The 25,443-nt window shown below is 44.7% G+C and carries 26 protein-coding genes; 2 read left to right on the top strand and 24 right to left on the bottom strand.

Annotated features, from left to right (window positions below; translation table 11 throughout):
• Positions 1–33: 33 nt before the first annotated feature.
• From RH061_RS08965 to hflX, 16 genes are all read right to left on the bottom strand, one after another.
• Positions 34–810, bottom strand: a complete 777-nt coding sequence (locus tag RH061_RS08965) for an enoyl-CoA hydratase-related protein (RefSeq protein ID WP_311075507.1) — start codon at positions 808–810, stop codon at positions 34–36.
• Positions 811–2,019, bottom strand: coding sequence for a 3-oxoadipyl-CoA thiolase (gene pcaF, locus RH061_RS08960; RefSeq protein ID WP_311075506.1), 1,209 nt, complete (start codon positions 2,017–2,019; stop codon positions 811–813). It lies immediately after the preceding gene.
• A 12-nt stretch (positions 2,020–2,031) separates the two neighbouring features.
• Entirely contained in the window at positions 2,032–2,895 is an 864-nt protein-coding gene (locus RH061_RS08955) for a 3-hydroxyacyl-CoA dehydrogenase (protein WP_396654865.1), read from the bottom strand.
• 66 nt (positions 2,896–2,961) lie between these two features.
• Complete coding sequence (locus tag RH061_RS08950) at positions 2,962–4,479, bottom strand: aldehyde dehydrogenase family protein (protein ID WP_311075505.1); 1,518 nt, start codon at positions 4,477–4,479, stop codon at positions 2,962–2,964.
• Between the two features lie 36 nt (positions 4,480–4,515).
• Entirely contained in the window at positions 4,516–5,289 is a 774-nt protein-coding gene (locus tag RH061_RS08945) for an enoyl-CoA hydratase-related protein (protein ID WP_311075503.1), read from the bottom strand.
• A gap of 14 nt (positions 5,290–5,303) precedes the next feature.
• Positions 5,304–6,083 carry an enoyl-CoA hydratase-related protein gene (locus RH061_RS08940; protein ID WP_311075501.1) on the bottom strand — a complete coding sequence of 260 codons (780 nt, stop codon included), beginning with the start codon at positions 6,081–6,083 and terminating at the stop codon, positions 5,304–5,306.
• Complete coding sequence (locus RH061_RS08935) at positions 6,076–6,384, bottom strand: EthD family reductase (protein WP_192473315.1); 309 nt, start codon at positions 6,382–6,384, stop codon at positions 6,076–6,078. Before RH061_RS08935 ends, RH061_RS08940 begins: the two co-directional genes overlap by 8 nt.
• 117 nt (positions 6,385–6,501) lie before the next feature.
• Entirely contained in the window at positions 6,502–6,984 is a 483-nt protein-coding gene (gene paaD / locus RH061_RS08930; protein WP_311075497.1) for a 1,2-phenylacetyl-CoA epoxidase subunit PaaD, read from the bottom strand.
• Positions 6,985–6,990: 6 nt separating this feature from the next.
• Positions 6,991–7,809, bottom strand: a complete 819-nt coding sequence (paaC, locus tag RH061_RS08925) for a 1,2-phenylacetyl-CoA epoxidase subunit PaaC (RefSeq protein WP_311076330.1) — start codon at positions 7,807–7,809, stop codon at positions 6,991–6,993.
• Positions 7,806–8,153: a 1,2-phenylacetyl-CoA epoxidase subunit PaaB gene (gene paaB, locus RH061_RS08920; protein ID WP_311075495.1), complete on the bottom strand. Its 348-nt coding sequence runs from the start codon at positions 8,151–8,153 to the stop codon at positions 7,806–7,808. Before paaB ends, paaC begins: the two co-directional genes overlap by 4 nt.
• Positions 8,154–8,212: 59 nt before the next feature.
• Positions 8,213–9,172 carry a 1,2-phenylacetyl-CoA epoxidase subunit PaaA gene (gene paaA, locus RH061_RS08915; RefSeq protein ID WP_311075494.1) on the bottom strand — a complete coding sequence of 320 codons (960 nt, stop codon included), beginning with the start codon at positions 9,170–9,172 and terminating at the stop codon, positions 8,213–8,215.
• Between the two features lie 21 nt (positions 9,173–9,193).
• Positions 9,194–10,519 (bottom strand): phenylacetate--CoA ligase family protein, encoded by a 1,326-nt coding sequence (locus RH061_RS08910; RefSeq protein ID WP_311075493.1) that lies wholly within the window; start codon positions 10,517–10,519, stop codon positions 9,194–9,196.
• Positions 10,520–10,947: 428 nt separating this feature from the next.
• A complete protein-coding gene (gene glnA / locus RH061_RS08905) occupies positions 10,948–12,288 on the bottom strand; it encodes a type I glutamate--ammonia ligase (RefSeq protein WP_311075492.1) in 1,341 nt (446 codons plus the stop codon).
• Between the two features lie 51 nt (positions 12,289–12,339).
• Complete coding sequence (locus tag RH061_RS08900; protein ID WP_311075490.1) at positions 12,340–12,744, bottom strand: MerR family transcriptional regulator; 405 nt, start codon at positions 12,742–12,744, stop codon at positions 12,340–12,342.
• 144 nt (positions 12,745–12,888) lie between these two features.
• Positions 12,889–14,160 carry a methionine gamma-lyase family protein gene (locus RH061_RS08895; RefSeq protein WP_311075488.1) on the bottom strand — a complete coding sequence of 424 codons (1,272 nt, stop codon included), beginning with the start codon at positions 14,158–14,160 and terminating at the stop codon, positions 12,889–12,891.
• Between the two features lie 221 nt (positions 14,161–14,381).
• Positions 14,382–15,641, bottom strand: coding sequence for a GTPase HflX (gene hflX / locus RH061_RS08890; protein ID WP_311075487.1), 1,260 nt, complete (start codon positions 15,639–15,641; stop codon positions 14,382–14,384).
• Positions 15,642–15,821: 180 nt separating this feature from the next.
• On the opposite strand from hflX, the gene RH061_RS08885 reads away from it, so the two are divergent.
• Positions 15,822–16,427, top strand: a complete 606-nt coding sequence (locus RH061_RS08885) for a trimeric intracellular cation channel family protein (RefSeq protein WP_311076329.1) — start codon at positions 15,822–15,824, stop codon at positions 16,425–16,427.
• A 69-nt stretch (positions 16,428–16,496) separates the two neighbouring features.
• On the opposite strand, the gene RH061_RS08880 is transcribed toward RH061_RS08885, so the two are convergent.
• The 5 genes from RH061_RS08880 to miaA all read right to left on the bottom strand — a co-directional run bounded on the left by RH061_RS08880 (position 16,497) and on the right by miaA (position 20,761).
• Positions 16,497–17,516, bottom strand: coding sequence for an STAS domain-containing protein (locus tag RH061_RS08880; protein ID WP_311075485.1), 1,020 nt, complete (start codon positions 17,514–17,516; stop codon positions 16,497–16,499).
• A gap of 296 nt (positions 17,517–17,812) precedes the next feature.
• A complete protein-coding gene (locus RH061_RS08875; RefSeq protein ID WP_311075483.1) occupies positions 17,813–18,043 on the bottom strand; it encodes a glutaredoxin family protein in 231 nt (76 codons plus the stop codon).
• Between the two features lie 84 nt (positions 18,044–18,127).
• The gene (gene spoVK / locus RH061_RS08870) at positions 18,128–19,087 is read right to left on the bottom strand and encodes a stage V sporulation protein K (protein ID WP_311075481.1); all 960 of its coding nucleotides are present in this window, start codon (positions 19,085–19,087) and stop codon (positions 18,128–18,130) included.
• Between the two features lie 460 nt (positions 19,088–19,547).
• Complete coding sequence (gene hfq, locus RH061_RS08865; RefSeq protein WP_214902219.1) at positions 19,548–19,778, bottom strand: RNA chaperone Hfq; 231 nt, start codon at positions 19,776–19,778, stop codon at positions 19,548–19,550.
• Positions 19,779–19,807: 29 nt separating this feature from the next.
• On the bottom strand, positions 19,808–20,761 hold the full coding sequence (gene miaA, locus RH061_RS08860) for a tRNA (adenosine(37)-N6)-dimethylallyltransferase MiaA (protein ID WP_311075478.1): 954 nt from the start codon (positions 20,759–20,761) through the stop codon (positions 19,808–19,810).
• Between the two features lie 276 nt (positions 20,762–21,037).
• On the opposite strand from miaA, the gene mreBH reads away from it, so the two are divergent.
• A complete protein-coding gene (mreBH, locus tag RH061_RS08855) occupies positions 21,038–22,045 on the top strand; it encodes a rod-share determining protein MreBH (protein ID WP_311075476.1) in 1,008 nt (335 codons plus the stop codon).
• Positions 22,046–22,139: 94 nt separating this feature from the next.
• On the opposite strand, the gene RH061_RS08850 is transcribed toward mreBH, so the two are convergent.
• From RH061_RS08850 to mutL, 3 genes are all read right to left on the bottom strand, one after another.
• A complete protein-coding gene (locus RH061_RS08850) occupies positions 22,140–22,664 on the bottom strand; it encodes a DinB family protein (RefSeq protein ID WP_311075474.1) in 525 nt (174 codons plus the stop codon).
• Between the two features lie 129 nt (positions 22,665–22,793).
• Positions 22,794–23,141 (bottom strand): hypothetical protein, encoded by a 348-nt coding sequence (locus RH061_RS08845; RefSeq protein ID WP_311075472.1) that lies wholly within the window; start codon positions 23,139–23,141, stop codon positions 22,794–22,796.
• A gap of 337 nt (positions 23,142–23,478) precedes the next feature.
• Entirely contained in the window at positions 23,479–25,437 is a 1,959-nt protein-coding gene (gene mutL, locus RH061_RS08840) for a DNA mismatch repair endonuclease MutL (RefSeq protein WP_311075470.1), read from the bottom strand.
• Positions 25,438–25,443 lie beyond the last annotated feature (6 nt).

The raw sequence follows: 25,443 nt of genomic DNA, 5'->3' as shown, positions 1-25,443 counted from the left end.
GCGAAAAAACCATAGGGATTTCTCCCTATGGACTTATTGTGCTGTAAAAACAGGCTTGCGTTTTTCACTGAAGGCGTTCAGTGCTTCAACGCGATCCTTGGTTGGAATCGTTACTTCATAAGCTTTAGACTCAATTGCCAGACCAGTCTGCAGGTCTGTGCTGCTGCCATGCTGGATGGCATACTTCGCCTGCCTTACTGCAATCGGTGCATTCTGGAGGATTTCTCCGGCAAGCTCCTTGCAGGCTGTCATGACATTCTCTCTTGATTCCACAGCAGTAAGAATCCCCAGTTCATAAGCCTTCTCGGCAGAAATTTTTCTAGCTGTAAAAATCAGTTCCTTTGCTTTCATCTCACCGATCAGCCTTGACAGACGCTGAGTTCCCCCTGCACCCGGAATGATTCCCCAGCTAACCTCCGTCATTCCCATTAAGGCACTGTCAGCGGCAATTTTAAAATCGCAGGCAAGCATCAGTTCAAAGCCGCCGCCAAAAGCAAAGCCGTTCACTGCAGCAATCGTAGGCTGCGGAAGTTCAGCAATCGCACTGAATACATCACGAATCTTTTTCACATTACGGCGCACTTCTTCCTCAGTAAGATGCTTCCTTTCCTTCAAGTCCGCTCCTGCGCTGAAGGCTTTCTCGCCTGCACCGGTAAAAATGACCACTCTGACGTCGGTATCTGTATGCAAACGGTCTACTAGATTCCCCAGTTCCTGGAGTGTCTCATAATTGAAGCAGTTCAGTGATTCCGGACGGTCGATCGTCACATATGCAATATGCTGTTCTTTCTGGAATTTGATGTTGTTCATTTATTTCTCTCCTATATTCTCGATAATTGTGGCGATTCCCTGGCCTACACCTACACACATGGTCGCAAGTCCGTACTTGGAATCCCGCTTTTTCATTTCATATAAAAGGGTTGTCAAAATCCGCGCACCACTTGCACCGAGCGGATGGCCGAATGCAATTGCCCCTCCGTTCACATTGACTTTGGATTGGTCCAGCCCCAGCTCCTGGATGCATCCGAGTGACTGGGCAGCGAACGCCTCATTCAATTCAATCAGGTCCATATCCCCTACAGATAAGTTTGCACGCTTCAGAGCCTTTTGGACCGCATAGACAGGTCCCATACCCATAATCGAAGGCTCCAATCCTGCTGTCGCTGACACAATATACTTAGCCAGCGGCTTCAGTCCAAGCTCTTCAGCCTTCTCACGGCTCATCAATAACAATGAAGACGCCCCATCATTCACTCCAGATGCATTGCCTGCAGTAATCGTCCCATCCTTGAATAAAGGCTTCAGCTTTGCCAGTTTTTCAACCGTTGTTCCAGGCCTTGGATGTTCGTCTCGGTCAATTACTGTCTTGTTCCCCTTTTTATCTTCGTAGACAACTGGAACGATTTCGTTTTCAAATCGTCCGGCTTCCACCGCATTTTGTGCGCGAAGCTGGCTTTCTGCAGCGAATTCGTCCTGTGCCTCCCTTGAGATGCCATACTTTTTCGCCACGTTCTCTGCTGTCTCTGGCATGCTGTCTGTTCCGTACATTTCCTTCAGTTTGCTGTTGACGAAACGCCAGCCGATGGTCGTGTCGAACATCTCCATATTGCCGCGCGGAAAGTCCTTTTCTGGTTTTGCCATCACGAATGGCGCCCTTGTCATGCTTTCCGTCCCGCCGGCAATGAAAATCTCGCCTTCCCCGGCTAAAATTGCCCTTGCCGCATAGTTGACCGCATCCAAGCCGGAACCGCATAATCGGTTGATGGTTGTCCCAGCTACCTCTACAGGCAGTCCAGCCAAAAGTCCGGACATCCTTGCGACATTCCGGTTATCTTCGCCTGCCTGGTTCGCATTGCCTAAAACTACTTCTTCAATTTGAGATGCTGGCACGCTAGGATTGCGTTCAACCAATGCTTTGATGACGATTGCCCCTAAATCATCCGGACGGATGTGACGAAGACTGCCGTTGTATCTTCCAATAGGTGTCCTGACCGCATCGACAATTACAACTTCTCTCATTGCCATCCCCCTTTATTTCGTGGTAACTGACTCTCTATAATCGTACACACCGCGCCCGGTCTTCCTGCCAAGGCGGCCTGCTTTTACATATTGCTCTAGCAATGGAGCCGGGCGATATTTTTCACCGAGCTTCTCATGCAGGTATTTCAAATTATTCAAGCGTGTATCAAGACCTACCAAATCGCCCAATTCGAATGGGCCCATCGGGTAATTCAACCCAAGCTTGATGGCTTTGTCGATATCTTCTGGCGAGCCTAATCCTTCCTGAAGCATGTAAAATGCCTCATTGCCAACAAGCGCGCTGATCCGGCTTGTGACAAAGCCAGGAAACTCATTGATGATGACAGTTTCCTTTCCCATTTGGATTGCAGCATTCTGGATTGTTTCTGCTGTTTCATCGCTCGTTTCAAGACCGCGGATGATTTCAACAAGCGGCATTTTATGCACCGGGTTAAAGAAATGCATCGCAATGACCTTTTCAGGGCGCTTCGTAAAAGAAGCGATTTCCGTCGGGCTCATTGTTGAGGTATTGGACGCAAACAGACAATGTTCCGGTGCGTGCTGGTCAATCACTTCGAAAATAGTTTTCTTGATATCTAGCTTTTCAGGTACCGCCTCAATAATCAAATCTGCATCCTTGACATTCTCGGCAAGGAAGTTTGAATATTTTAATCTTGCTTTGGCAGTTTCAGCATCGTCTAGCGTCACTTTACCGCGGGCAATCCCTTTATCAAAAATGCTGTTGATTTCCTGTTCCGCGTTTTGAAGTTGTTTTTCTTCAACATCAATCAGTACGGTCTCAAATCCGCCAAGGCAGCTGACATATGCGATACCTCTGCCCATAACGCCAGAACCGATTACGACGAGTTTCTTCATTATATAGTCCCCCTGTTCTTAAAAATGAAAGGCGAGCACCCGGATCATAGAGTGCTCGCCTCGTGATTAGACGTTAAACGGATTTAGCGGGCGGCTGCCGTAGTAAGAGACGATACTCTTTGTTTCTGTATATAAATCAAGTGTTTCGATGCAAAGTTCACGGCCGAACCCGGATTGCTTGTAGCCTCCGAACGGTGTTCCAGGGAAAGCGGAGAACGGGCAGTTGATCATGACGATACCTGCCTGGATTTGCTTTGAAACCCTTGTAGCACGGCCGTAGTCCTTTGTCCAGATCGCAGACCCAAGTCCATACTCACTGTCATTTGCCAGTTTGACAGCTTCCTTTTCATCCTTGAATTTCATGACCACGACTACTGGCCCGAAGATTTCTTCTTTTACAGCCTTCATGCTGTGATCTGTTTCAGCGATGATGGTAGGCTCATACCAGAAGCCATTTTCATAGCCTTCCAGATTCGCAGCCTTACCGCCCGTCAGAACTTGTGCTCCATCTTCAACCGCAGATTTCACATAGCCGTCGATGACATCCATTTGGTCCTGGCTGATGACAGCACCAACATGCGTTTCTTTATCAAAAGGGTTGCCAAGCTTAAGCTGCTTTGTTTTTGCTACGAATTTCTCGATGAACTCATCGTAGACATCTTCATGTACATACAAACGCGAACGAGCTTCGCATGATTGTCCTGTATTGTAGAAGATCCCGAATAGCGAGCCCGCTACTGCAGCATCAACATCCGCATCTTCAAAAACGATGCTCGGTGACTTTCCGCCAAGTTCAAGAGTCACGCGCTTTAGGGTTTGGGAAGCTCTCGCCATGATATCCTTGCCGATTGGCGTAGATCCTGTGAACGCAACTTTGTCGACTTTTTCATGTTCAACAAGATAGTTGCCGACAACAGAACCTGAACCAGGAATGACATTCACTACGCCTTCCGGAACGCCTGCTTCAATACAAATCTCACCAAGGACAATGGCAGACAAAGGTGTTAATGAAGCTGGTTTTACAACAACCGAACAGCCGACTGCGATTGCCGGAGCGATTTTCCATGCTGCCATCATCATAGGATAGTTCCACGGAATAATCTGGGCACAAACGCCGACAGGCTCTTTTTCGGTGATATTCTGGAATGCACCAGGCATGCTGTTTACTGCACCACGGTGGCTGACGATGGCTCCTGCGTAAAATTCAAAGTCCTCGATTGCCTGCATTACCTGTCCCTGTGCTGCAGCGAGTGATTTACCTGTATCAAGAATCTCCAACTCTACGAGCTCATTGAACCGGGAACGCATAATAGAAGCGATTTTATTCAGTGTTCGGGAGCGCTTGTTCACAGGGAAATGACGCCACTTTCCGAAGTCGAACGCATTTCTGGCCGCCTGGACTGCAAGCTCTGCATCTTCTTTTGAAGCCTTCGCCACAGTTGCAACTTCCGCACCTGTCGCCGGATTGTACACTTTGTATGTTTCACCATTTACACTGTCCTGGCGAACTCCATTGATGATCAATTGATATGTCTCGCGTTTTACTGCCATTGCTTCGAATTTTTGCTCTTTTACTGTTGTCACGCGTAACATCTCCTTTTAGTAGATTGAATACTTCTCTTATTCACCTTTAAATAAGGGTTTTCTTTTTTCCATGAATGCCTGGACGCCTTCCTTATGGTCGACGGTCTGCCCGGCAATCCTCTGGCTCTGGGCGTCCCTCTCCAGATAGTCTTCTAGGTTAGAATGCCAGCTTGCCTTTAAATTCCTTTTAATCAGCCCGATTGCCTTTGTTGGCATATTGGCCAGTCTTTCTGCAAATGAAGCGACATGGTCGTTCCAGTTGTCAAATGAATAGACTTCCGTAACCAGCCCAAGATCCTTTGCCTTATCTGCCGCTATCTTCTCCCCGAATACAGCAAGCTCCATCGCTTTCGCATGGCCGATGAGCCGTGGAAGATAATACAGATTGCCGGCATCCGGAACAAGGCCGACATGGATAAACGCTTCTACAAAACTAGCTTTTTCGGAAGCAATCCGGAAATCACAGGCGAGCGCAAGGCTCATCCCCGCTCCTGCCGCCACACCATTGACAGCTGCTATCACCGGCTTTTCACAACGATCAAGTTCCAGCAGCATTGGATTATAGCGTTTGCGAAGCACTTCGCCATGGTCCATCTCATCGGATACACCTGCCAGGTCCTCCCCCGAGCAAAAAGCTCTGCCTGCACCTGTGATAACCAGTGCCCTTACGTCTTTATCGCGAGAAGCAGACTTGATGGCACTCTGGATTTCCTTGTTCAACTGCTGAGTGAAGGCATTCAATTTATCAGGGCGGTTCAGGGTGATGTAGGCTACCTGATTCCGCACTTCATATAAAACGGTTTCAAACACAGCTATGTACCCCCTTATTTCCCTTTAAATTCTGGCTTTCGTTTTTCTTTGAAAGCCCTCATGCCTTCCTTCTGATCTTCTGTCGCAAAAAGCATATAAAAGTTTTTGCGCTCATATTGCATGCCTTCGTATAAAGGGTAATCGACCGCTTTCAGGACAGATTCCTTGATCAGCCTGACGGCAATTGGCGCCTGTTTTGCAATTGTATCCGCAAACTTCATTGTTTCTTCCATCAATACTTCCTCTGCAAAAGTCGAATTGATGATTCCATAATGCAAGGCCTCTTTTGCGGTAATGCGCTTGCCGCTGAGGATCCATTCCATCGCCTTCGTTTTACCGACGAGCTTTGTCAGTCTCTGGGTACCGCCTGCTCCAGGCATCACACCAAGATTGACTTCTGGAAACCCAAACTCCGCATTATCAGCAGCGAACAGCATATCGCAACATAGGGCCAGTTCGAATGCACCGCCCAGAGCAAATCCGTGGACTGCGCCGATAACAGGTTTCTTGATCCAGGCAATCCGGTCCCAGTCGGTGAACTGATTCAATGTTTCCATGCTGATGGCATCAGCGTCCATCATTTCATCGATATCTGCGCCCGCAGCGAATGCCCTTCCTTTTCCGGCGAGGACAATGACCTTAACTGAGGGATCATTGTCGTATGCTTCCATAGCGGAAAGAACCTCAGAAACCATTTGCCTGTTCAGGGCATTCAGGACCTTCGGGCGATTAAGCTCGATTAATCCGATTTGTCCTTTTACAGTCGTTTCGATCATTTCATAGTTGTTATTCATTCACTTCTTCACCGATCATCATTGTGACCAGATCACCCGCAAAGCTCATAACATCCTTTCCAGAAGCTCTGCCTTCAGCAGATTTCATCCCAGCTTTTAATGCTTCATGGTCGTCATAGTACATTTCACACATTAAATAGTATTTGCCTTCGCCACCCATTGGGCTGCCGACGATGCGAGTCACTTCCATTTTGCGAAGTCCCGGGATTTTTGCAGTCAGTGGAGCGTGTGTTTCAAAATAGTGCTTGTCAAATGCCTCTTTGTCCTGTGGATGCTTATAAATCGCGATTAGTTTTACCATTAATAATCTCTCCCTTTTCTTTGCCAAATTTTTATAGACCAAATAGAATATATGCTTTACTTCTTGAAGCTATTAATCAATTGATATGACACCAAATTTTCTTTTTTGACTTTGGCGTCACATCAAAGTTGATACTGGTTTCATTGCTTCGAATGGGTTTTTGCATGACTTGCAGTACAGGATACTGCGGCAGGCAGTCGGACCAAAGAGATTTTCCATTGTCGTATAGGTGGAGCCGCAGTATGGGCAATCGGCTTGCCACTCACCAGTCTCTGCAATATGCCTTGGCGGCGGAGCGATGCCGAATTCCTTCAGCTTTTCCCTGCCCAGCTCAGTCACCCTGTCTGAAGTCCATGGAGGATGGAAAATGAATTTTACATCCACTTTTTCAACTCCATCAATGGATGATACCGCTTTGACAACATTGTTTTTGATGATATCAAGCGCAGGGCAGCCCATGAAGGTAGGCAAAAGCTTTATCAAGACTCCTTCAGGATTGATTTCGAGTTCTTCGAGCATACCCAGTTCAGTAATCGATACACTGTCAATCTCAGGATCCTTCACAGTTTGCAAGGCTTCGATGACTTTATCTCTCAGCATCAGTCATCACCAGCTCGCTGCCGGATCGAAGCTATAGACCTCGCCCAAAGTATCCAAAGCAGCCTGCAAATCAGCTGTATGCTCGCCGTTTCGCCCATTTCCGCTTTTCATTCCGAATTGTTCCGGCATCTTGAGAGCCAGGCTTTCAAAAACAGGTGACATCATTTGCATCCATCTCGTCCTTAAAGTTTCCTCTGAATCTATCAAATGATGCTCTGTGAACTCTTCGGCCCGATCACCCATGGAGAACAGCCCTTCAAGTTCATCAAACACTTTTGCCATTGCTTCTTCCATTCTTGCCCTTGCCTCTCCACCGGCACTCACAAGCTGGGAGAACCAAGTCTTCCAGTGCAATAGATGGTAGTAAAGTTCCATATTGACTTTGACTGCTGCCTCCGCCAATGGCTGGTAGGAGGAATTTTTCAGCGATTCTATTTTCACTTTCTTGGCCTGTGCGTAAAAATAGTTCCTTACTACCGCCAATGCCCAGTCATAATGCGGTTCGGTCAAATACGTACCCGGTCCGTTCACTTTTTCTAGTAATATCGCATTCTTCCGTTCTGCTGACTGCCTTGCATGGGCAAGCTCGTCGGGATCCCCTGCTCCCAGGTCACTTAGAAGCTGATAGAACATAGCTGCGTGGCCCATTGTATCCTGGCTGATTGAGGAAAAAGCGACGTCCTCTTCAATATGAGGGGCAAGCCCAAGCCATTCTGAGCCTCGGTAGGCAATCATGAAATCATCATCGGCGAGCTGGAACAGGAGCTCAACTGCAGCGTCGCGAAGGGCTTCATTTTTCAATGCATCTTCAAGTTCATATTTCATTTCTCCTGCTTCCCTCCCCATGACAAGATCTCTTTTTCATCAAGCATTTCCTGCTCGTAGTGGCGCCATTTCTTTTTCAAATAGCCATAGCCTTTCGTATTCCTGTAATCCTTATTATCAAGCCTTTGCAATGTTTGCCTCTCTTCAAGCGACATCTTTCTGACATCATCGCGCTTGATGACCCAAATATCGGCAACCGGCTCCCGTCTCATGAAATTTTCCTGCGCCATCACAAGGGCCAGCTCATGGTTCGGCGCCAGCAGTGAGAACTGGTACTGCATCGGGGAAGTTGTCGTCCTTTTGCTGAAGACTTCGAACTCCTGATAAAATCCACTCCCAGACATGGTCCTCTCTCCTTTCCGGTGATATTCCTGGACTGTTTCTATAACGTTTTCTAGCTGCATTAAGCTTTAGCGCTTAATGCGTCGATGACCCACTTATTGTTACTGTAGGAGATTTCCCTCAGCCTTAAGCGATCCTTTGATTTCGGCCCATTATTCTTGATGATTTGTTTGAACTTGCTCCAATCTGGCTGCTTGTATTGCCACATGCCTGACTCCTGGTCAAAATGCATCGTCTCATCTGGCAGCTTCAAGCCAAGTGACAGGACTCTTGGAATATATTTTGTAAAAAAGTCCTGGCGGAGCTCTTCGTTCGTTTTCGTTCTGATCCTGTATTTGATGGTTGTATCCTGTTTGGAAGTTCCTGTAGTAGACGCATCCGCCGGACCGAAGAACATGAGAAGCGCTTCCCACCATCGGTCGATCGAATCCTGGATCATCGCTTTTTGTTCATCTGTTCCTTCTGCAAGCGCCATGATGATCGCCTCACCATGCTGAGCGTGGAAAACCTCCTCGGCACATATTCTCTTCAGCGCTCTTGCATATGGCCCATAGGAAGCATCAAGCATATTCGTCTGTGATATTATGGCGGCGCCATCGACGAGCCAGCCAATCAACCCGGCATCTCCCCATGTTTTAGCCTCCATGTGGAAGACATTGTGGAATTTCAAGTCGCCGGAAAGCAGGTCCTGAATGATGTTCTCGCGTGATTTTCCGAGCGGCTTCATCAAATCCTCCGCTACCCTCAGCAAAAGTTGGCCGTGGCCCATCTCATCCTGTACCTTGGCCATGATTCCAAGCTTTCTTTTCAAGGAAGGGGCTTTTGGCACCCATTCCTTTTCAGGGAGCGCACCCATTATTTCACTGATCCCGTGCATGGATATCAGCTTGATCAGTGTCATTCGATAGTCATCCGGCATCCAATCTTCTGCTTCGATCTTATCGCCAGCTTCGATCCGCTTCATGAAGTGCTCATATTTCGCCTCTTCAGTCAGCAGATCGAATGAAATTGTGTTTTCCATGCTGCCTTACCTCCTTAAGTTTTAAGTTCCAATCGGTTCCTTTGTTTTATCAACAATCCGGACTGCCTTTCCTTCTGAACGCGGGATTGTTTTTGGCCGATGCACACGCACTTCCATCGAAATCAGGCACTGGCTTCTGAGCAATGACTGAATCCTCTGCTCGAGCTGATAGACAGAATCAGAAATCGGATCCGCCCCGATCATCGTGAAATATTCCTCATTCATCTCAACATGCAGCTCAAGAACCTTTAATGTTCGTTTCTGTAAAATCTGAATCTGGTAATGTGGCGCAAGTTCTGGTACTGTCAGCAGGCAATGTTCAATCTGTGAAGGGAAGACATTGACTCCATTGATGATCAGCATGTCATCAATCCGTCCCTTGACCCGTGACATTCTAACTGTTGTCCTTCCGCAGCTGCACTTTTCCTTAGTCAGGGAAGCGATGTCTCCAGTCCGGTAGCGGATAATCGGAAAGGCTTCCTTTGTCAAACTGGTAAAAACCAGTTCGCCTTCTTCCCCATCTTTTACAGGTTTCAAAGTATCAGGGTCAATGACTTCCACATAAAAATGGTCCTCAGCAACATGGAGTCCTGCCTGGGCTTCATGGCATTCATTTGCCACACCTGGCCCAATCACTTCGCTCAGTCCATAAATATCGCATGCCTTTATTCCGAGCTTTTCTTCTAGCGTCCTTCTCATTTCTTCAGACCAAGGTTCAGCCCCGAAGATACCGTATTTTAAAGAAGTGTCACGAGGGTCCTTGCCCATTTCCTCCATCGTTTCAGCGATATTCAGGATGTAAGAAGGTGTCCCGCAAATGACCTGCGGTTTAAAATCTTCTATTAACATGATTTGTCTCTGGGTATTCCCGCCTGAAACAGGTACTGTCACCATTCCCAGTTTCTCACTTCCGTAATGCAGGCCCAATCCACCGGTAAAAAGCCCGTAACCATAAGCGTTGTGAAGGAAATTGCCTGGTTTACCACCAGCAAGTGCAATCGCCCTGGCGACAATCTCTCCCCACATGTCAATATCATTTTGTGTATAGCCAACCACCGTCGGTTTCCCGCTTGTTCCAGATGAGGCGTGCACCCTGACCAATTCACTTTGCGGAACAGCGAACAACCCGAAAGAATAGTGATTCCGCAGATCCTGCTTTTCTGTGAAAGGAAGCGCTTCCAAATCTTCCAGACTCTTTAGCATTTCAGGAGAAAAATTCGCGTCCTCAAATTTCTTCTTGTAGAACGGCACCCTTTGAGCGACTTTCTCAACTACTGTTTTTAGTCTATGGAGCTGAATTTCTTCAATGACCTCACGACTGCTCGTTTCGATTTCATGTAAAATCAAGATTTCGCCCCCTGTATTACATAAAATTTTATTTATATAACGTTATATAACCGTAACACAATAAAAGTGTTATATATTTTAAAACAAAGATAACGTGTATATAGGAAAAAGTCAATTATTTTTCTGAAAATTTTAATATTTGGCGGTCGTTTTTTTGCCAGGGAATGTAGAAAGTTATGCTTTCGCCGATAATGAGTGATTATTGGGAAAATTGTAGCTCTTAAAAGGAAGCGTGGTGCTATAGTGATTTTTGTTTAAAGCGGAAAGATTACGAGGAACGAATAGTAGCCGTACTTAATAGCAGAGTTATTATGGAGATTTCTATTTTAAAGCCAAGTGATAAACGACGTGGTTCAGCCATTCCAATAATATTGGCATATCAAATGAAAAAAGACCTCCTGACAGAGTCAAGAGGCCGTTTCTTCCTATTAATACATGCTCATGTACTGCTCGCGTTCCCATGGGTGAACTTGTGTGCGGAACATATCCCATTCAATCTCTTTTGCTTCGATAAAGTGTTCAAGGATGTGATCGCCAAGTGCAGCGCTGATGACTTCGTCCTTTTTCAGCTGGTCAAGAGCTGCTGCCAATGTTGGCGGCAGATCATCGATTCCTTCTTCTACACGCTCTTCCTTGTTCATCACGTAGATGTTGCGGTCTACTGATGCTGGAGGAGTCATTTTGTTCTTGATTCCGTCAAGACCTGCTGCAAGCAAAACTGCCATTGCAAGGTATGGGTTTGCTGCTGGGTCAACACTGCGGACCTCAACACGTGTGCTCAAACCGCGTGATGCAGGGATACGGATCAATGGTGAACGGTTCTTTGCAGACCATGCAACGTAGCAAGGTGCTTCATAACCAGGTACTAGACGCTTATATGAGTTTACAGTTGGGTTTGTTACAGCTGTAAATCCAGAAGCGTGCTTCAGAGTTCCAGCGATGAACTGGTAAGCAGTTTCGCTTAGCTCAAGCTTCTTATCGGATGGATCATAGAATGAGTTCTCGCCGTTACGGAACAAGGACATGTTGCAGTGCATTCCGGATCCGTTAACACCGAATAATGGTTTCGGCATGAATGTTGCGTGAAGACCGTGCTTGCGGGCGATTGTTTTAACAACTAGCTTGAAAGTCTGGATCTGATCACAAGCTGTCAAAGCATCTGCATATTTGAAGTCGATTTCGTGCTGTCCAGGAGCAACCTCATGGTGTGATGCTTCAATTTCAAAGCCCATCTCTTCAAGCTCTAGAACGATGTCACGGCGGCAGTTTTCACCAAGGTCTGTTGGCGCAAGGTCAAAATATCCACCATTATCATTCAATTCTAGTGTTGGTTCGCCATTTGCATCAAGCTTGAAGAGGAAGAATTCTGGTTCTGGCCCAAGATTGAAGTTTGTGAAGCCCAGTTCTTCCATTTCCTTAAGGATACGCTTAAGGTTACCGCGCGGGTCACCAGCAAACGGTGTTCCATCAGCATTTTTAATATCACAGATCAAACGTGCAACCTTACCTTTTTCAGCTGTCCAAGGGAAGATTACCCATGTATCCAAGTCAGGAATCAGGTACATATCAGATTCTTCGATACGAACGAAGCCTTCAATTGAAGATCCATCGAACATCATTTTGTTATCAAGCGCTTTTTCAAGCTGGCTGATTGGAATTTCAACGTTCTTGATTGTTCCTAAAATGTCCGTGAACTGCAGACGGATGAATTTTACATTTTCTTCTTTTGATAAACGAATAATGTCTTCTCTAGTGAACTTTTTTGCCATCCTAATTTCCTCCTAAAATTTTCAACAAATTAATTAATAGTTTTTAAATCCTTAATGGAAAAATCTCGACATGTCGCCGCGGTCGGTTGACCGGTTGAAGCGGCCTGCCTGGAGAAGCTCTTTCCTGAGCAGTTTTCTCAATTCGGAATCGGAAAGATCTCTTCTCGTTTTTTCAGCCTGTTTTTTCTCAGCGGCACTTAGTTCTGCCTGTTGTTGAACATTGAAAACCTTCTTGATGCCTGCCATATTGACTCCCTGGTCAATCAAATCTTTGATTTCAAGGAGCTTGTCGATATCATTTAAGGAAAAGAGGCGTTTATTGCCCTCTGTTCTAGCCGGAGAAATCAATTCATGCTCTTCATAGTATCGAATTTGCCTTGCGGTCAGATCTGTCAGCTGCATGACAATCCCGATGCTGAAGAGCGGCATATTCCGGCGAATTTCACTTCCGCCCATTTTGATTTCTCCTCCTTTCCTTTTAAGATAATCTCATTATATTCAATGTAAGGTATCATGTCAAATATATGTTAGATTATCTAACATGAAAATTCATAAAAAAAGAACAGGACTTATTTAGCAAGCGTCCTGTTGTATATTTACCTATTTTAAAAGAATTAAACCTTTTTCAATTAATGCATCGAGTGCGATACATACAGCCATCTTCACATGAGAATAGGTTAACCCACCCTGCACATACGCGACATAAGGTGGTCTGATCGGTCCATCAGCAGTCAATTCAATGCTTGCACCCTGGATGAAAGTACCAGCAGCCATGATTACATCATCCTCATATCCCGGCATATAAGCGGGATGTGCCGTAACATGCGAATTGATTGGCGATGCATACTGAATCGCCTGGCAAAAAGCAACCATCTTATCCCGGTCATCGAATTGGACTGCTTGGATTAAATCGGTCCGTTCAGCATCCCATTTAGGTGAAGAATTCATTCCTAACCGATCCAGCATTGCAGCTGTAAAAACAGCACCCTTCAGTGCCTGCGCGACTATATGCGGAGCCATGAAAAATCCCTGGTACATTTCCTGCAACGAATATAGTGAAGCACCAGCTTCGGCACCGATACCAGGAGATGTCATCCGGTAAGAACAAGACTCGACATACTTTTCCTTCCCTACGATATATCCGCCTGTCTTGGCAATACCGCCGCCTGGATTTTTAATCAAGGATCCTGCCATCAGATCAGCGCCAACATGGCAGGGTTCCAGCTCCTCGACAAACTCACCATAGCAGTTATCAACAAAGACAACGACATCGGATTTTATTTCTTTTACGAACTTCACCATTTCACCAATTTGCTCCACAGTGAAAGAAGGTCGTGTCGCATACCCTTTAGAGCGCTGGATGCCGATCATTTTCGTTTCAGGCTTGATCGCTTTCTCAACGGCAACCCAATCGATTTCTCCCTCTTCTGTAAGATCTACAGCATTATAAGAGATTCCAAATTCCTTCAATGATCCGTTTCCGGTACCGCGTATCCCGACAATCTCTTCAAGAGTGTCATAAGGTTTCCCGGTGATATATAGCAGCTCATCACCAGGCCGAAGAATTCCGAATAGCGAAATTGAAATCGCATGAGTTCCGGAGATAATTTGCGGGCGGACCAACCCAGCTTCGGCACCAAATACCTCTGCATAAATCTTTTCGAGCGTTTCCCTGCCAGCATCATCGTAGCCATAACCGGTGGTAGGAATGAAATGGGAATCACTTACCCGATGCTTTTGGAAGCTCTGCAATACTCTGAATTGGTTTGAATCAATCCGCTCATCAATTTTCTTGTGTACCCCGGCAATTTGCTGCTCTATCTCGCTGACAAGCGGCTGCAGCATTTGCCCGTTTTTTAATTGTGTAAACATGTTGCTCTCCTATCTTTATAAAAGGCTGTTTTCGTAATGATTGTTGTTAAAATCCTAAAGCCGATTTTAACGTTTTATTAGTCAGTTAGCTGGTCGATATTTAGTTTGCAAGCTCTTTTCTTGTTTAAATAGTCAATTTAGCGAAGTAACATAGGTTATTCAATGCTATATTGAGGAAATAGCAAACAAAGTTTTAGAAAAGAGCCTTATAAAAAATCATCTTAAACCGAGAATCGTTTCAGCTGGCCGGTAATCTGATGGTCTGCCAAAGAGTAGCCTTTACAGACATAGCCTTGCTTTTCTTCGTCAAAAGCAAGCTCGCGAAGAATGGTCTCATTTTTCAATTGAGCCAGCAGTTTCCCTTCATCGGACGGCACCAGGACATGGAAGGGCTCCATCATTCCAATTATCGCCTGTTCGATTTTCACAAGCAGATTCCTGCGGTCTTCCTCATCGAACGCGCTTATAAAAGCTGTTTCATTTTTTGCGTTTGGCACAAAATCCTGGTGTGCGATGTCGCGTTTATTATAAACGGTAATCTGCGGGATTTGGTGGACTTCAAGGTCCTCCAGCAGTTTATTGACTGTCTGTTCATGTGAAAAATAATCTTCATTGGACATATCCACTACATGCAGGAGCAAATCCGCCTCACGAACTTCTTCCAGAGTGGAGCGGAAAGCAGCGATCAAGGTTGTCGGCAAGTCCTGTATAAAACCAACCGTATCTGTTAATAGAGCCGTAAATCCGCTCGGCAAAATCGCTTTCCTTGTCATTGGATCAAGGGTGGCGAACAATTGATTTTCTTCAAAAGATTCAGCCTCAGTCAACCGATTAAACAGCGTCGATTTCCCAGCGTTCGTGTATCCGACAAGGGCAATCTGGAATGCCTTGTTTTTCTTCCGGCGCTCCCGGTAACGGTCACGGTGCTGAACGATCACCGATAATTGTGTTTTAATATCATCGATTCTTTTGCGGATGTGCCGGCGATCAGACTCCAGCTTTGTCTCCCCTGGTCCTCTCGTCCCTATTCCGGCACCAAGGCGTGACATTTCAATCCCCTTTCCGCCAAGACGAGGCAGCAGGTACTGCAGCTGAGCAAGCTCAACCTGGAGTTTCCCTTCTTTGGAGCGGGCTCTTTGAGCGAAAATATCCAGGATCAGCTGGGTACGGTCGATGACTCTTGCCTTCAAACCGGCAGAAAGATTCCTGTTTTGACTTGGCGACAGTTCATCATTGAAAATGATTAAGTCAGGCTCTAGCTCTTCCTCAAGGGCTTGAAGTTCTTCCACCTTCCCTTTGCCTATGTATGTAGCAGGATGGACCTTTGGCCGTTTTTGGACAACCTGCATCAGGACATTGCCCTTAGCCGTTTCCGTAAGCGATTCAAGTTCCTCCATCGAATACTGAAAACGAAGATCTTCCTCTTCAGCTGTCTGGCAGCCAACAAGAATCACTTTTTCAAATACGTTTTCCTGTTCCAAATAGCACCCTTCTTTCCATATAAATAGCTAAAGATATCATACCAAAATAACGCCAGAAACAAAAATTTTGAAAGCTGGGGGAAAAGTGGTTGTAAATTGGAATATACATGATAAAATCAATATGTTTTCATTTAACGTTTTAGTATTCAGGCATCATTTTAACAAGAGGAGAAAAGCATGATGACATGGGAAGTACTCAGCATGATTGGAACAGTAGCATTCGCGATCAGCGGTGCGTTTATTGCAATGGAAGAAGAATATGATATTTTCGGTGTATATATATTAGGAATCGTGACAGCGTTTGGCGGCGGTGCCATCCGCAACCTGCTGATTGGGGTGCCAGTCTCGGCATTATGGGAACAAGGTATCTTTTTCAATTTAGCATTGTTGTCTATTACCATTGTTTTTTTATTTCCTAGCAATCTATTAAAACACTGGCAGCGATGGGGCAACTTCTTTGACGCGATCGGGCTTGCGGCCTTTGCGATCCAGGGTGCCATTTACGCATCAAATATGGGCCATCCGCTAAGCGCAGTCATCGTGGCCGCTGTATTGACTGGAAGCGGCGGAGGTATAATCCGCGACCTTCTGGCAGGCAGAAAACCATTGGTATTGAAAGCGGAAATTTATGCAGTCTGGGCTGTTCTTGCCGGACTTGTAATTGGCCTAGGTATGGCTAATAAAGCAGTTGAACTCTATGGCCTATTTGCTGTCATCACAGCACTTCGCGTTCTCTCGTATACCTACAAATGGCACTTGCCAGTACGTAAGCTGGGAGTCCACTAAAACAACGCAAAAAGCAGAGTTGATCTCAACATTGTGATCAACTCTGCTTTTTCTTTTATGCAAAAATCTCTAGATGATTTTCCTGCCCATCTGCCCGATTGCGTAATGGATGCCATGCTGGAGTGTCTGGAAGCAATCAAACTTCGATAAATTAATGTTTGATTGAGTGATTTCAATCCCAAGATTGGATGAAATCCCTACTAGGATCGTCTTTGTCCCGATAAGCCTTGCTGCTGAACCAATCTTTTCGATCAGGCTGACAGCGTGCTGGCCGATTTCCTGGTCCATGCCTGTCAAATCCAGAACAAGATAGCTTGCTTTATAAGACGGCAATCGATTCAAAGTATTGACAATCAGCTGGTCTGCTCTATCTTCCTCATATTTCCCGATCAAGGGAACGACAACGATCCCCTCAAGAACCGGGATGATCGGGGAAGAAAGCTTATTGACAAGTTCCTTTAATTCGGCTGTTTTCTCTTCAACCAGTCCTTCCAGTTTCCTGATTTGTTCTGATTCTTTCTTACGTGCCAGCTGGTGAATATTATCAGCGATTGTCACATCAGATGGGAAATACTCAATTACGCTGTATTCATGCCCTTCTAGCTGATGCTGCTTGATTTTATACCAGATATTTGTTCCGAAAAGCCCCGTGAAAACTCCTGCATAATGAGCAGGCAGAAAGCTCCCTCCCTTTTTCTTACCCTGGGCAACATTCACTTTATGCTCCCAGCTGTCCTTCATGAATGCTGTAAAGGTCTTCGTCTCAAAATTCAAATCTTTAATTAGCGTCAACCCCCACCCGGCGGTTGCATATGTATTTGTAATCATGTCTGCCGCTTCAGCGACGCTGACTTCTTTCATTTTCTCAAAGTATTGGCCGACCACTAGTCCCTGGCGAAACCCAGTAGATTCAAAAACAAGGTTGGAGGCTTCTTCTCCAGAAATTTCTTCAATCGTATCGAAAAAGGTTTTCATTGCAGATGAAATCCAAAAAAGCACGGCGTCCTGGCCCTCGAAAGTGAACTTACCGGATTTTACATCCCAGCCGAAATCATAACCTGCAACTTCCTGATTATACTCATACCCCATAATTTGATAGCTCCTTTTTCTCTATATAATTGTTAAGCTCCCATTTTATAATAATAATTAGTTTCCCCAAAATGCACCCGAGGAAACCTCCTTCCTTTACCCTTTATTAAAACTTTCAAACCTGATTCTCAACAAAATTAGCAACTGCTGATGCACGAAATAAGAGGTTAGGACTACAGCAATGAAAAAGGTCGGAGCTCCTTTGGACGGTTCTTCGAAAGGATGAGTTGTACCCCAGGAGGAAGGTTGTTAGGGAAAATAAATAAGGATTCCAGTAAAACTGGAATCCCCTGTCATTATTTTAAGAAAGACATAATTGAATTTGGATCAAATCCTAATACCCAATTTCCGTTTACATTTGATTGAGGCACACCCATTTGGCCGGTTGCATTGACCAGTCTTTGTGCAGCAATTGGATCTTGCTGTACGTTCACTTCTTTGTATGCTAATCCTTTATCGTCAAGAAAGTTCTTTAGCATTGTGCAGTAAGGACAAGTATTTGTTGTGTATACTGTGATTTCGTTCATTTAAAATTCCTCCATAAACAATTTTATATACCTATAGGGGTATAATAACAAACTAAAAAAATAATGTCAACAAAGCTGCTGACATTATTTGCCCTTGTTATCATCTGTAAAAACGAGGTCATTACTTCGGAGTGTCATTAGTTCATGGCGATCATACTGATTCTGCATTAACAACCGCATAGCCTGTGCCCTGATCGATTTCTCAATTACGTTGCGTACATAGCGGCCATTCGAAAAGCCTGCCGCCCCTAATGTGGATTTTACATGTGCAAGATGCTCCCGTAACTTCCGTTCTGCCTCGTGGCTCAGACTATATTCCCTTTCCTTCAGCATTCGCTGGCCGATTTCCATTAGCTGTTCTATAGAATAGTCTGGAAAATCAATCACCAGCGGGAACCTTGAATGAAGCCCAGGGTTCAGAGTCAGGAAAAACTCCATTTCTCTCGAATACCCGGCAAGGATCAAGATGAACTCATGCTGCTTATCCTCCATATGTTTAACGAGGGTATCTATCGCTTCCTTGCCGAAATCTTTTTCCCCTCCACGGCCGAGAGAATAAGCTTCATCAATGAACAGGATGCCTCCCATTGCTTTTTTTATCAAATCGCGCGTTTTTTGCGCGGTATGGCCAATATACTCGCCAACAAGGTCCGCTCTCTCTGCTTCGATCAAATGCCCCTTTGACAGTACATTCATCTTAAGGAAGAGCTTCCCGATAATCCTGGCGACCGTTGTCTTTCCTGTTCCCGGATTGCCCTTGAACATCATATGGAGAGCCTGTTTTCCAGCTTTCAGGCCCATTTCTTCCCGTTTCTTGTTCACATAGATCCAGGCATATATCTCCTTGATCATCCTTTTCATTTCTTCCATACCGACAAGTGCACCGAGCTCTTCCTCAATTTCCTTTAAAGCAGCATGCTCCTGCGGGATTGACTTTGGCACCAGCTGCGACTCAGGCAATTCCTTAGTCAATGTTTTCCTTTGCTGTGCATTTAACACTATGCTGATTTGACCGTTGTTTTTCTTACGAAGCGGTTGGTCCAAAGATTTCACCTCTCATTCTGGAAACAGTATACGCATCATAGCTGTATTTGTGATATCCGCCTACTAACACCTTATATATTGATTTCGTATATATATTTCTCGATGGCAATATTTCACGTTTCAGAAGCAGCTTGGTTTGTTCGACAAGCTTCGGCAGTGAATTTAGCTTTTGTCACAATATGCGGTTTCCCAAGAAATAAACTTCTATATTTATATGTATTCACGAAGGTGGAAATTCATTTTTAAAATAAACAATTATCGTGTGTCGCGGAAGTTAATCGTACCCTACTGAGGCTGAGTTTAACTTCATAAGGGTACATTTAGGCTTGTATCACATCCTTATGGCGCTGTGAATGCCTGCATAAGGGTACATTTAGGCTTAACAATCAGAACGGTTCAGGAAAAATCCCCAAAAAAGAAAAAACCCGCACTATGGCGGGTCTTCCTGGTCATTATTTAATTAAGCCTGTCCCTCATAATCAATCTGGACATTTTTTTGCGGCGCGAACGTAGAAATAGCATGTTTATAGACAAGCTGCTGTTTTCCATCGGATTCAAAAAGGACAGTAAAGTTGTCGAAACCTTTGATCTGGCCTCTTAACTGAAAACCGTTCAGCAAAAAGACGGTTACGTTAATGTTGTCCTTACGGCATTGGTTTAAATACTGGTCCTGAATGTTCACTTGTTTCATGGGCGGATCCTCCTCTTTTATCTCTATTATTATGTATTCGCTTTTATATCGAGCTTTCCTTCAATGAACTTGGAAATTTCGGCGAATTTTTTTTCAGCGTCTTTAGACTCTGACATATCAAACCATTCCACATTCATCTTGTTTCGAAACCATGTTAGCTGCCTTTTTGCATATCGGCGGGAATTTTGCTTTAGATTCTCGATCGCCAGCTCAAGCGAAACCTTGCCATCAAAATAGTCATAAAGCTCTTTGTATCCTATCGCCTGGATGGACTGGCAGTCTCTTAAGCCTTTATCATAGAAGTACTTCACTTCATCGAGCAGCCCCTGTTCAACCATTAAGTCGACACGGTAGTTGATACGGTTGTACAGTATTTCTCTGTCCATTGTCAATCCGATCAATGCAGTTTCATACAAAAGCTCCGGTGATTGGTTTTCCTGCAGTTCGCCCGCAGTTTTGCCGGTGCAGTGAATGATTTCCAGCGCCCTGATCACACGGCGGACATTATTAGGATGGATTCGTGATGCACTTTCGGGGTCGGCTTCTTTCAATTTTCCATGTAAAAAATCCTGACCTTCAGCCTCTGCTGTTTGTTCCAAACTACGCCTGAAAGCTGGGTCAGAGGGTGCATCGGTAAAATGATAATCGAAAATTACTGACTGGATGTATAATCCTGTACCGCCTACAATCATCGGCATCTTACCGCGTGAGCTGATTTCATCAATCTTCTTCCGGACAAGTTCCTGGAATTCAGCGGTTGAAAAACTTTCATCCGGTTCCATGATATCAATTAAATGGTGGGGAATCCCCTCCATCTCTGCCACGGTGATTTTTGCGGTTCCTATATCCATCCCTTTGTAAATTTGCATGGAATCACCGCTTATGATTTCACCGTCGAATTTCTTCGCAAGCTCAATGCTCAGCTTCGTCTTGCCAACTGCAGTCGGCCCAATTAACACAATCAATTTCTGTTTTTGTTCCAAAAAATTTCACACTGCCTTTTCATATAGGGTGTCAGCCATGTTATATCTGACATCTTAAATTTATCTTACCATTAAATAGAAAGCAGTTGAACATCTATGCATTATACCCGTATTTTACAAATATTATTCTCTTATATCATCTTCTGAAAAAATTTTCCTCAACTTTTACAGTTAGATAACGATTCGGTAACAAACAAGGTTTCACCCCCAGATTCATGATAGTTTAATAGAAGTCTATGATGGTTAATAATTTTTAGGGAACTGGGTGAACACACTATGTTATCAACTACAGAAATAGGAATTGATCTAGGTACTGCCAATACACTTGTATATAGTAAAAATAAAGGAGTCGCCTTGAATGAACCTTCAGTAGTGGCGATAGATACTGAGACGAAGAATGTCCTTGCTGTCGGCAAGGAAGCGAAGGAAATGATCGGCAAGACTCCTGGAAAGATCGTGGCGATCCGTCCGTTGAAGGATGGAGTCATTGCAGATTTCGACGTGACAACTGAGATGTTGAAGCAAATCATGAAGAAAGCTTCAAAAAAGGGCGGCTTTTCACTCCGTAAACCGGATGTTGTTGTCTGCACACCGTCTGGCTCAACAAGCGTTGAACGCCGTGCAATCCAGGATGCAGTCAGAAATGCTGGCGCAAAGAAGGTTCATCTGATTGAGGAACCAGTTGCAGCAGCAATTGGTGCTGGACTGCCTGTTGATGAGCCTGTAGCTAATGTTGTTGTCGATATCGGAGGCGGCACAACTGAAGTCGCCATCATCTCATACGGCGGTGTCGTAGCCTGCCATTCCATTCGTATCGCTGGCGACAGACTGGACGAGGATATCATCCATTATGTACGTAAAGAATACAATGTCCTCATCGGTGAAAGAACTGCTGAGAAAATCAAGATGGAGATTGGTTATGCGCTTGTTGACCATGAAATGTTGGAGATGGAAATCCGCGGCCGTGACCTCGTAACTGGCCTGCCAAAAACCGTGACCCTCAATTCTTATGAAATCAGGGACACACTGAAGGAATCCCTTCTTCATATCATGGAAGCGATCCGTGCTACGCTAGAGGACTGCCCTGCAGAACTAAGCGGTGATATTGTAGACCGCGGCGTGATTCTTTCTGGTGGCGGAGCTTTGCTGAACGGAATGCAGGATTGGCTTGGAGGCGAAATGGTTGTTCCAGTACACATCGCACCCAACCCGCTTGAATCTGTTGCGATTGGAACTGGTAAAGCATTGCAATATATCCATAAACTGCAGCCTGCTGTAAGATAAAATAGAAGTGACTAGAAGATCGCGAAGGAATTCGCGATCTTTTAGTTTATTTTCATCACACACATAATCAGCAAAAAAGTTTCCAACCATATTATTAGCTGCCATTTGATAAATACTTCTCTTTAATAATCTTTAGATGATGAAGTTCATGCCCGGCGATCATATAGGCGATTGTTTCCACCGAAACGTCGAATCCATTCACATTGCCGCGATATGCTAACGAGTGTTGAGGCAGGCCTTTTAACAGACTGATCGTCGCTCTTCTAACATTCTGGTAATCTTCCAAAATATCTGCCATCGTGCGTGCGTAAAAGGAAGCTTCCTTTACAAACTCGTTCTCATCAAATCCCACTAGCGGAGTTGTATCCCCTCTTGCAATACGAAGGATTCTGTAGGACATGATTCTTTCTGTATCTGTTAGGTGGCCGAGCACTTCGGACAGAGTCCATTTTCCTGCATCATAGCGAAATTCAGCTTGCTCTGCGGTGACCTCGGACAATAGTTTAAAAGTAGTCTCAAGTTGTTCATCAAGTATCCCGATAATTTCTCCTTCTGGAATCAGTTTTATATAGCCCCTTGTATACTCAGGAAACATTTCTAAACTCGGCTTTTTGAACATGATAAATCCCCCTTCACTCTTCTCTTATATAGTAATTCGTGCAAGAAGAGATTTTTCCCTTTTTAAAATGCCTCTGTCTGTTTTAACAGTGGCAAAAAAAGGGCACTGCTCTTAACAGTGCCCTCTGGTTCATTCCTTGTATTGTTTCCTCAGCCTATTAAAATACAGGAACACTGGCAAAGGAATGACAATAAAGCCAAGGCTCTTGATAATTTGATTGACTGCCCGGTCTTTTTGCCGACCCTTTTCTTCAGTAACGTACAAATCATAATTGCTGCGAAGTTCTTCCTCAGTAAGATCTGTTTGGGAACCTTCAATTTTTCCATTGTTCACCATTTGCTTGTATTCAGTAAAACTTTGATAATATCCAGTTGGGCTGACAAGATCTGCTGTCGCCATGAAAATCGAAACTCCTCCGCCAATGACCATCATCAATGTAGCAAACAATACTAGATAAGTATATAAATGTCTGACCACTTTCTCTCCCCCTTGCTCCTTATTTTTCACTGCAAAAGCAACTATAAATACCAATAAAGCTACAGGTAATATGAAAAATAATAATGATATTACAACCAATATATCGCCCCCTTTAAAAAGTATAAGAGCCAATAACACATTTAATGATTTTATAATTCTCCTATTAGTGTAATTTTACACCATTATGGACCGATTTTAAAGAATTTTTATCCATCTCAAGTAAATTTTTCATTACACAAAAAAACAGTGTCCCCTTTGGAAACACTGTTTTTTCATATATGAATTTTCACTTAGAGAATTCACCACTAAGCTGACCAATAGACACGCGCTGTTCTTATCACATTACCCTCTTGAACATTTTCTCCATTTCATATGTGGAGTAGTGGACGATAATTGGCCGGCCATGCGGACAGGTGAACGGATCGGATGAACGCCGCAACTCATCCAGCAATGCCTGGATCTCATCGTTTCTCAAATGGTGATTGGCTTTGATTGATGCCTTGCAGCTCATCATGATCGCTGCTTCTTCTCGAAGCTTTTTAAGATCCACTTTCTTCATCATGAGCAGCTGTTCAATCATATCTTCAATCAGGTCTTTTTCCTCCCCGCGAGGAAACCATTGAGGATGAGAACGTACGATGAAGCTGTTGTAACCGAATGGCTCAAGGAATACCCCAACTTTTTCAAGCTCATGCTGGTTCTCATTGATCTTAATGCACTCATCCGCTGAATATTCAAGCGTTATTGGCACGAGCATTTCCTGTAGCTCCGTTGCCACCTCGCCAACCTTGTCCCTGAAGTATTCATACTTGATTCTCTCCTGGGCAGCATGCTGGTCAATGATATATAAACCGCGGTCGTTCTGTGCGAGAATATATGTCCCATGCATTTGTCCTATTGGATAAAGAGGAGGCACTCGAGAAGTCTGTACTTCAGCAAAATCCGAATCGAAAGCTTCCGAGGCAGCAGCAGGAGCAATCACTTCTTTATCATCTTGTAAAGGTTCATCCTCAACCAGTGATCCTGATGTAGCTATAGGCTTCTCTTGAGCGACAAAAGCATTTCTCCAGTCTGGAGCTTCCTGCTGTGGATTATTTGCTAGTTCAGCAGCTTTATAGCTGTTGCTGAGATCAGGAGTTTTATAGCTATTCCCAAGCTCAACAGCCCTCTCCTCAACAAATGGCCTTCCACCATTGGTAGTTGGGACCATGTTGGGCTTATTTTCAGCCTCAGGCAGATGATCGAGATCCATAAAGGTTTGTTCTGACTTTGGTTTTTCTTGCTTCTGAGTGACCATCCCGGCCGGAATCAGTTCCTTCGTTTTAAAAGCACCTTTTATGACACTCGAGACAAGCTCATTCAATTCCTGCTCCTTGCTCAATCGAACTTCCATCTTGGACGGGTGTACATTCACATCAATCAAAAGCGGGTCCATTTCAATATTCAAGAGGACAACCGGATACCTGCCGATTGGGAGTAATGTATGATAGCCTTCCTGAATCGCTTTTACAAGAGCGTAATTTTTGATAAAACGGCCATTGATCATCGTCGAAATATAGTTTCTTGATGCCCTGGTGATTTCCGGCATCGAGATATAGCCGCTAATTTTGTAATCCAATGATTCTCCCAAAATAGGGATCATGGATTTCACCATATTAATGCCATAAATGGCGGCCAACACCTGGCGTACGTCTCCATTTCCTGTCGTCTTTAGAAGCTGGCGGCCATTATGGACAAGCCTGAAAGAAATCTCTGGATTTGCCAGCGCCAGCCGGTTTACGACATCCGTAATATTGCCAAGTTCGGTATGGATTGTCTTCATATATTTAAGCCGTGCCGGAGTATTGAAAAACAGGTCTGAAATGATGATATCCGTTCCTTTTCGGCTGTCTGCCTTCTCTAGCGACTCTATCTTCCCGCCTTCGATGACCACTTTATTGCCTTCGATACCGGTAGATGTTTTCATTTCAAGTCGTGAAACGGACGCGATACTCGGCAGCGCCTCGCCCCTGAACCCTAGAGTCCTGATTCGGAATAAGTCATTTTCATTCTTGATTTTGCTTGTGGCATGCCGCTGGAAGGCGACGAGAACATCGTCTTCCTCTATGCCGTCTCCATTGTCAGTAATCCTGATCCTGGCTAGTCCAGCTTCCTCAAGATCAATCTCAATCACGGTACTATTAGCATCAATTGCGTTCTCCAGCAATTCCTTAACAACCGATGCCGGCCGTTCAACTACCTCACCGGCCGCAATCTTGTTTGATAAGGCATCGTCAAGCTGAATAATTTTCGCCATTCCGTC

Origin of the sequence: Mesobacillus jeotgali, assembly GCF_031759225.1 — a bacterium.
Lineage (GTDB): Bacteria > Bacillota > Bacilli > Bacillales > Cytobacillaceae > Mesobacillus > Mesobacillus jeotgali_B.
Note: the sequence above shows the minus strand (reverse complement) of the source record. Positions and strands in the feature narration are given on the sequence as shown.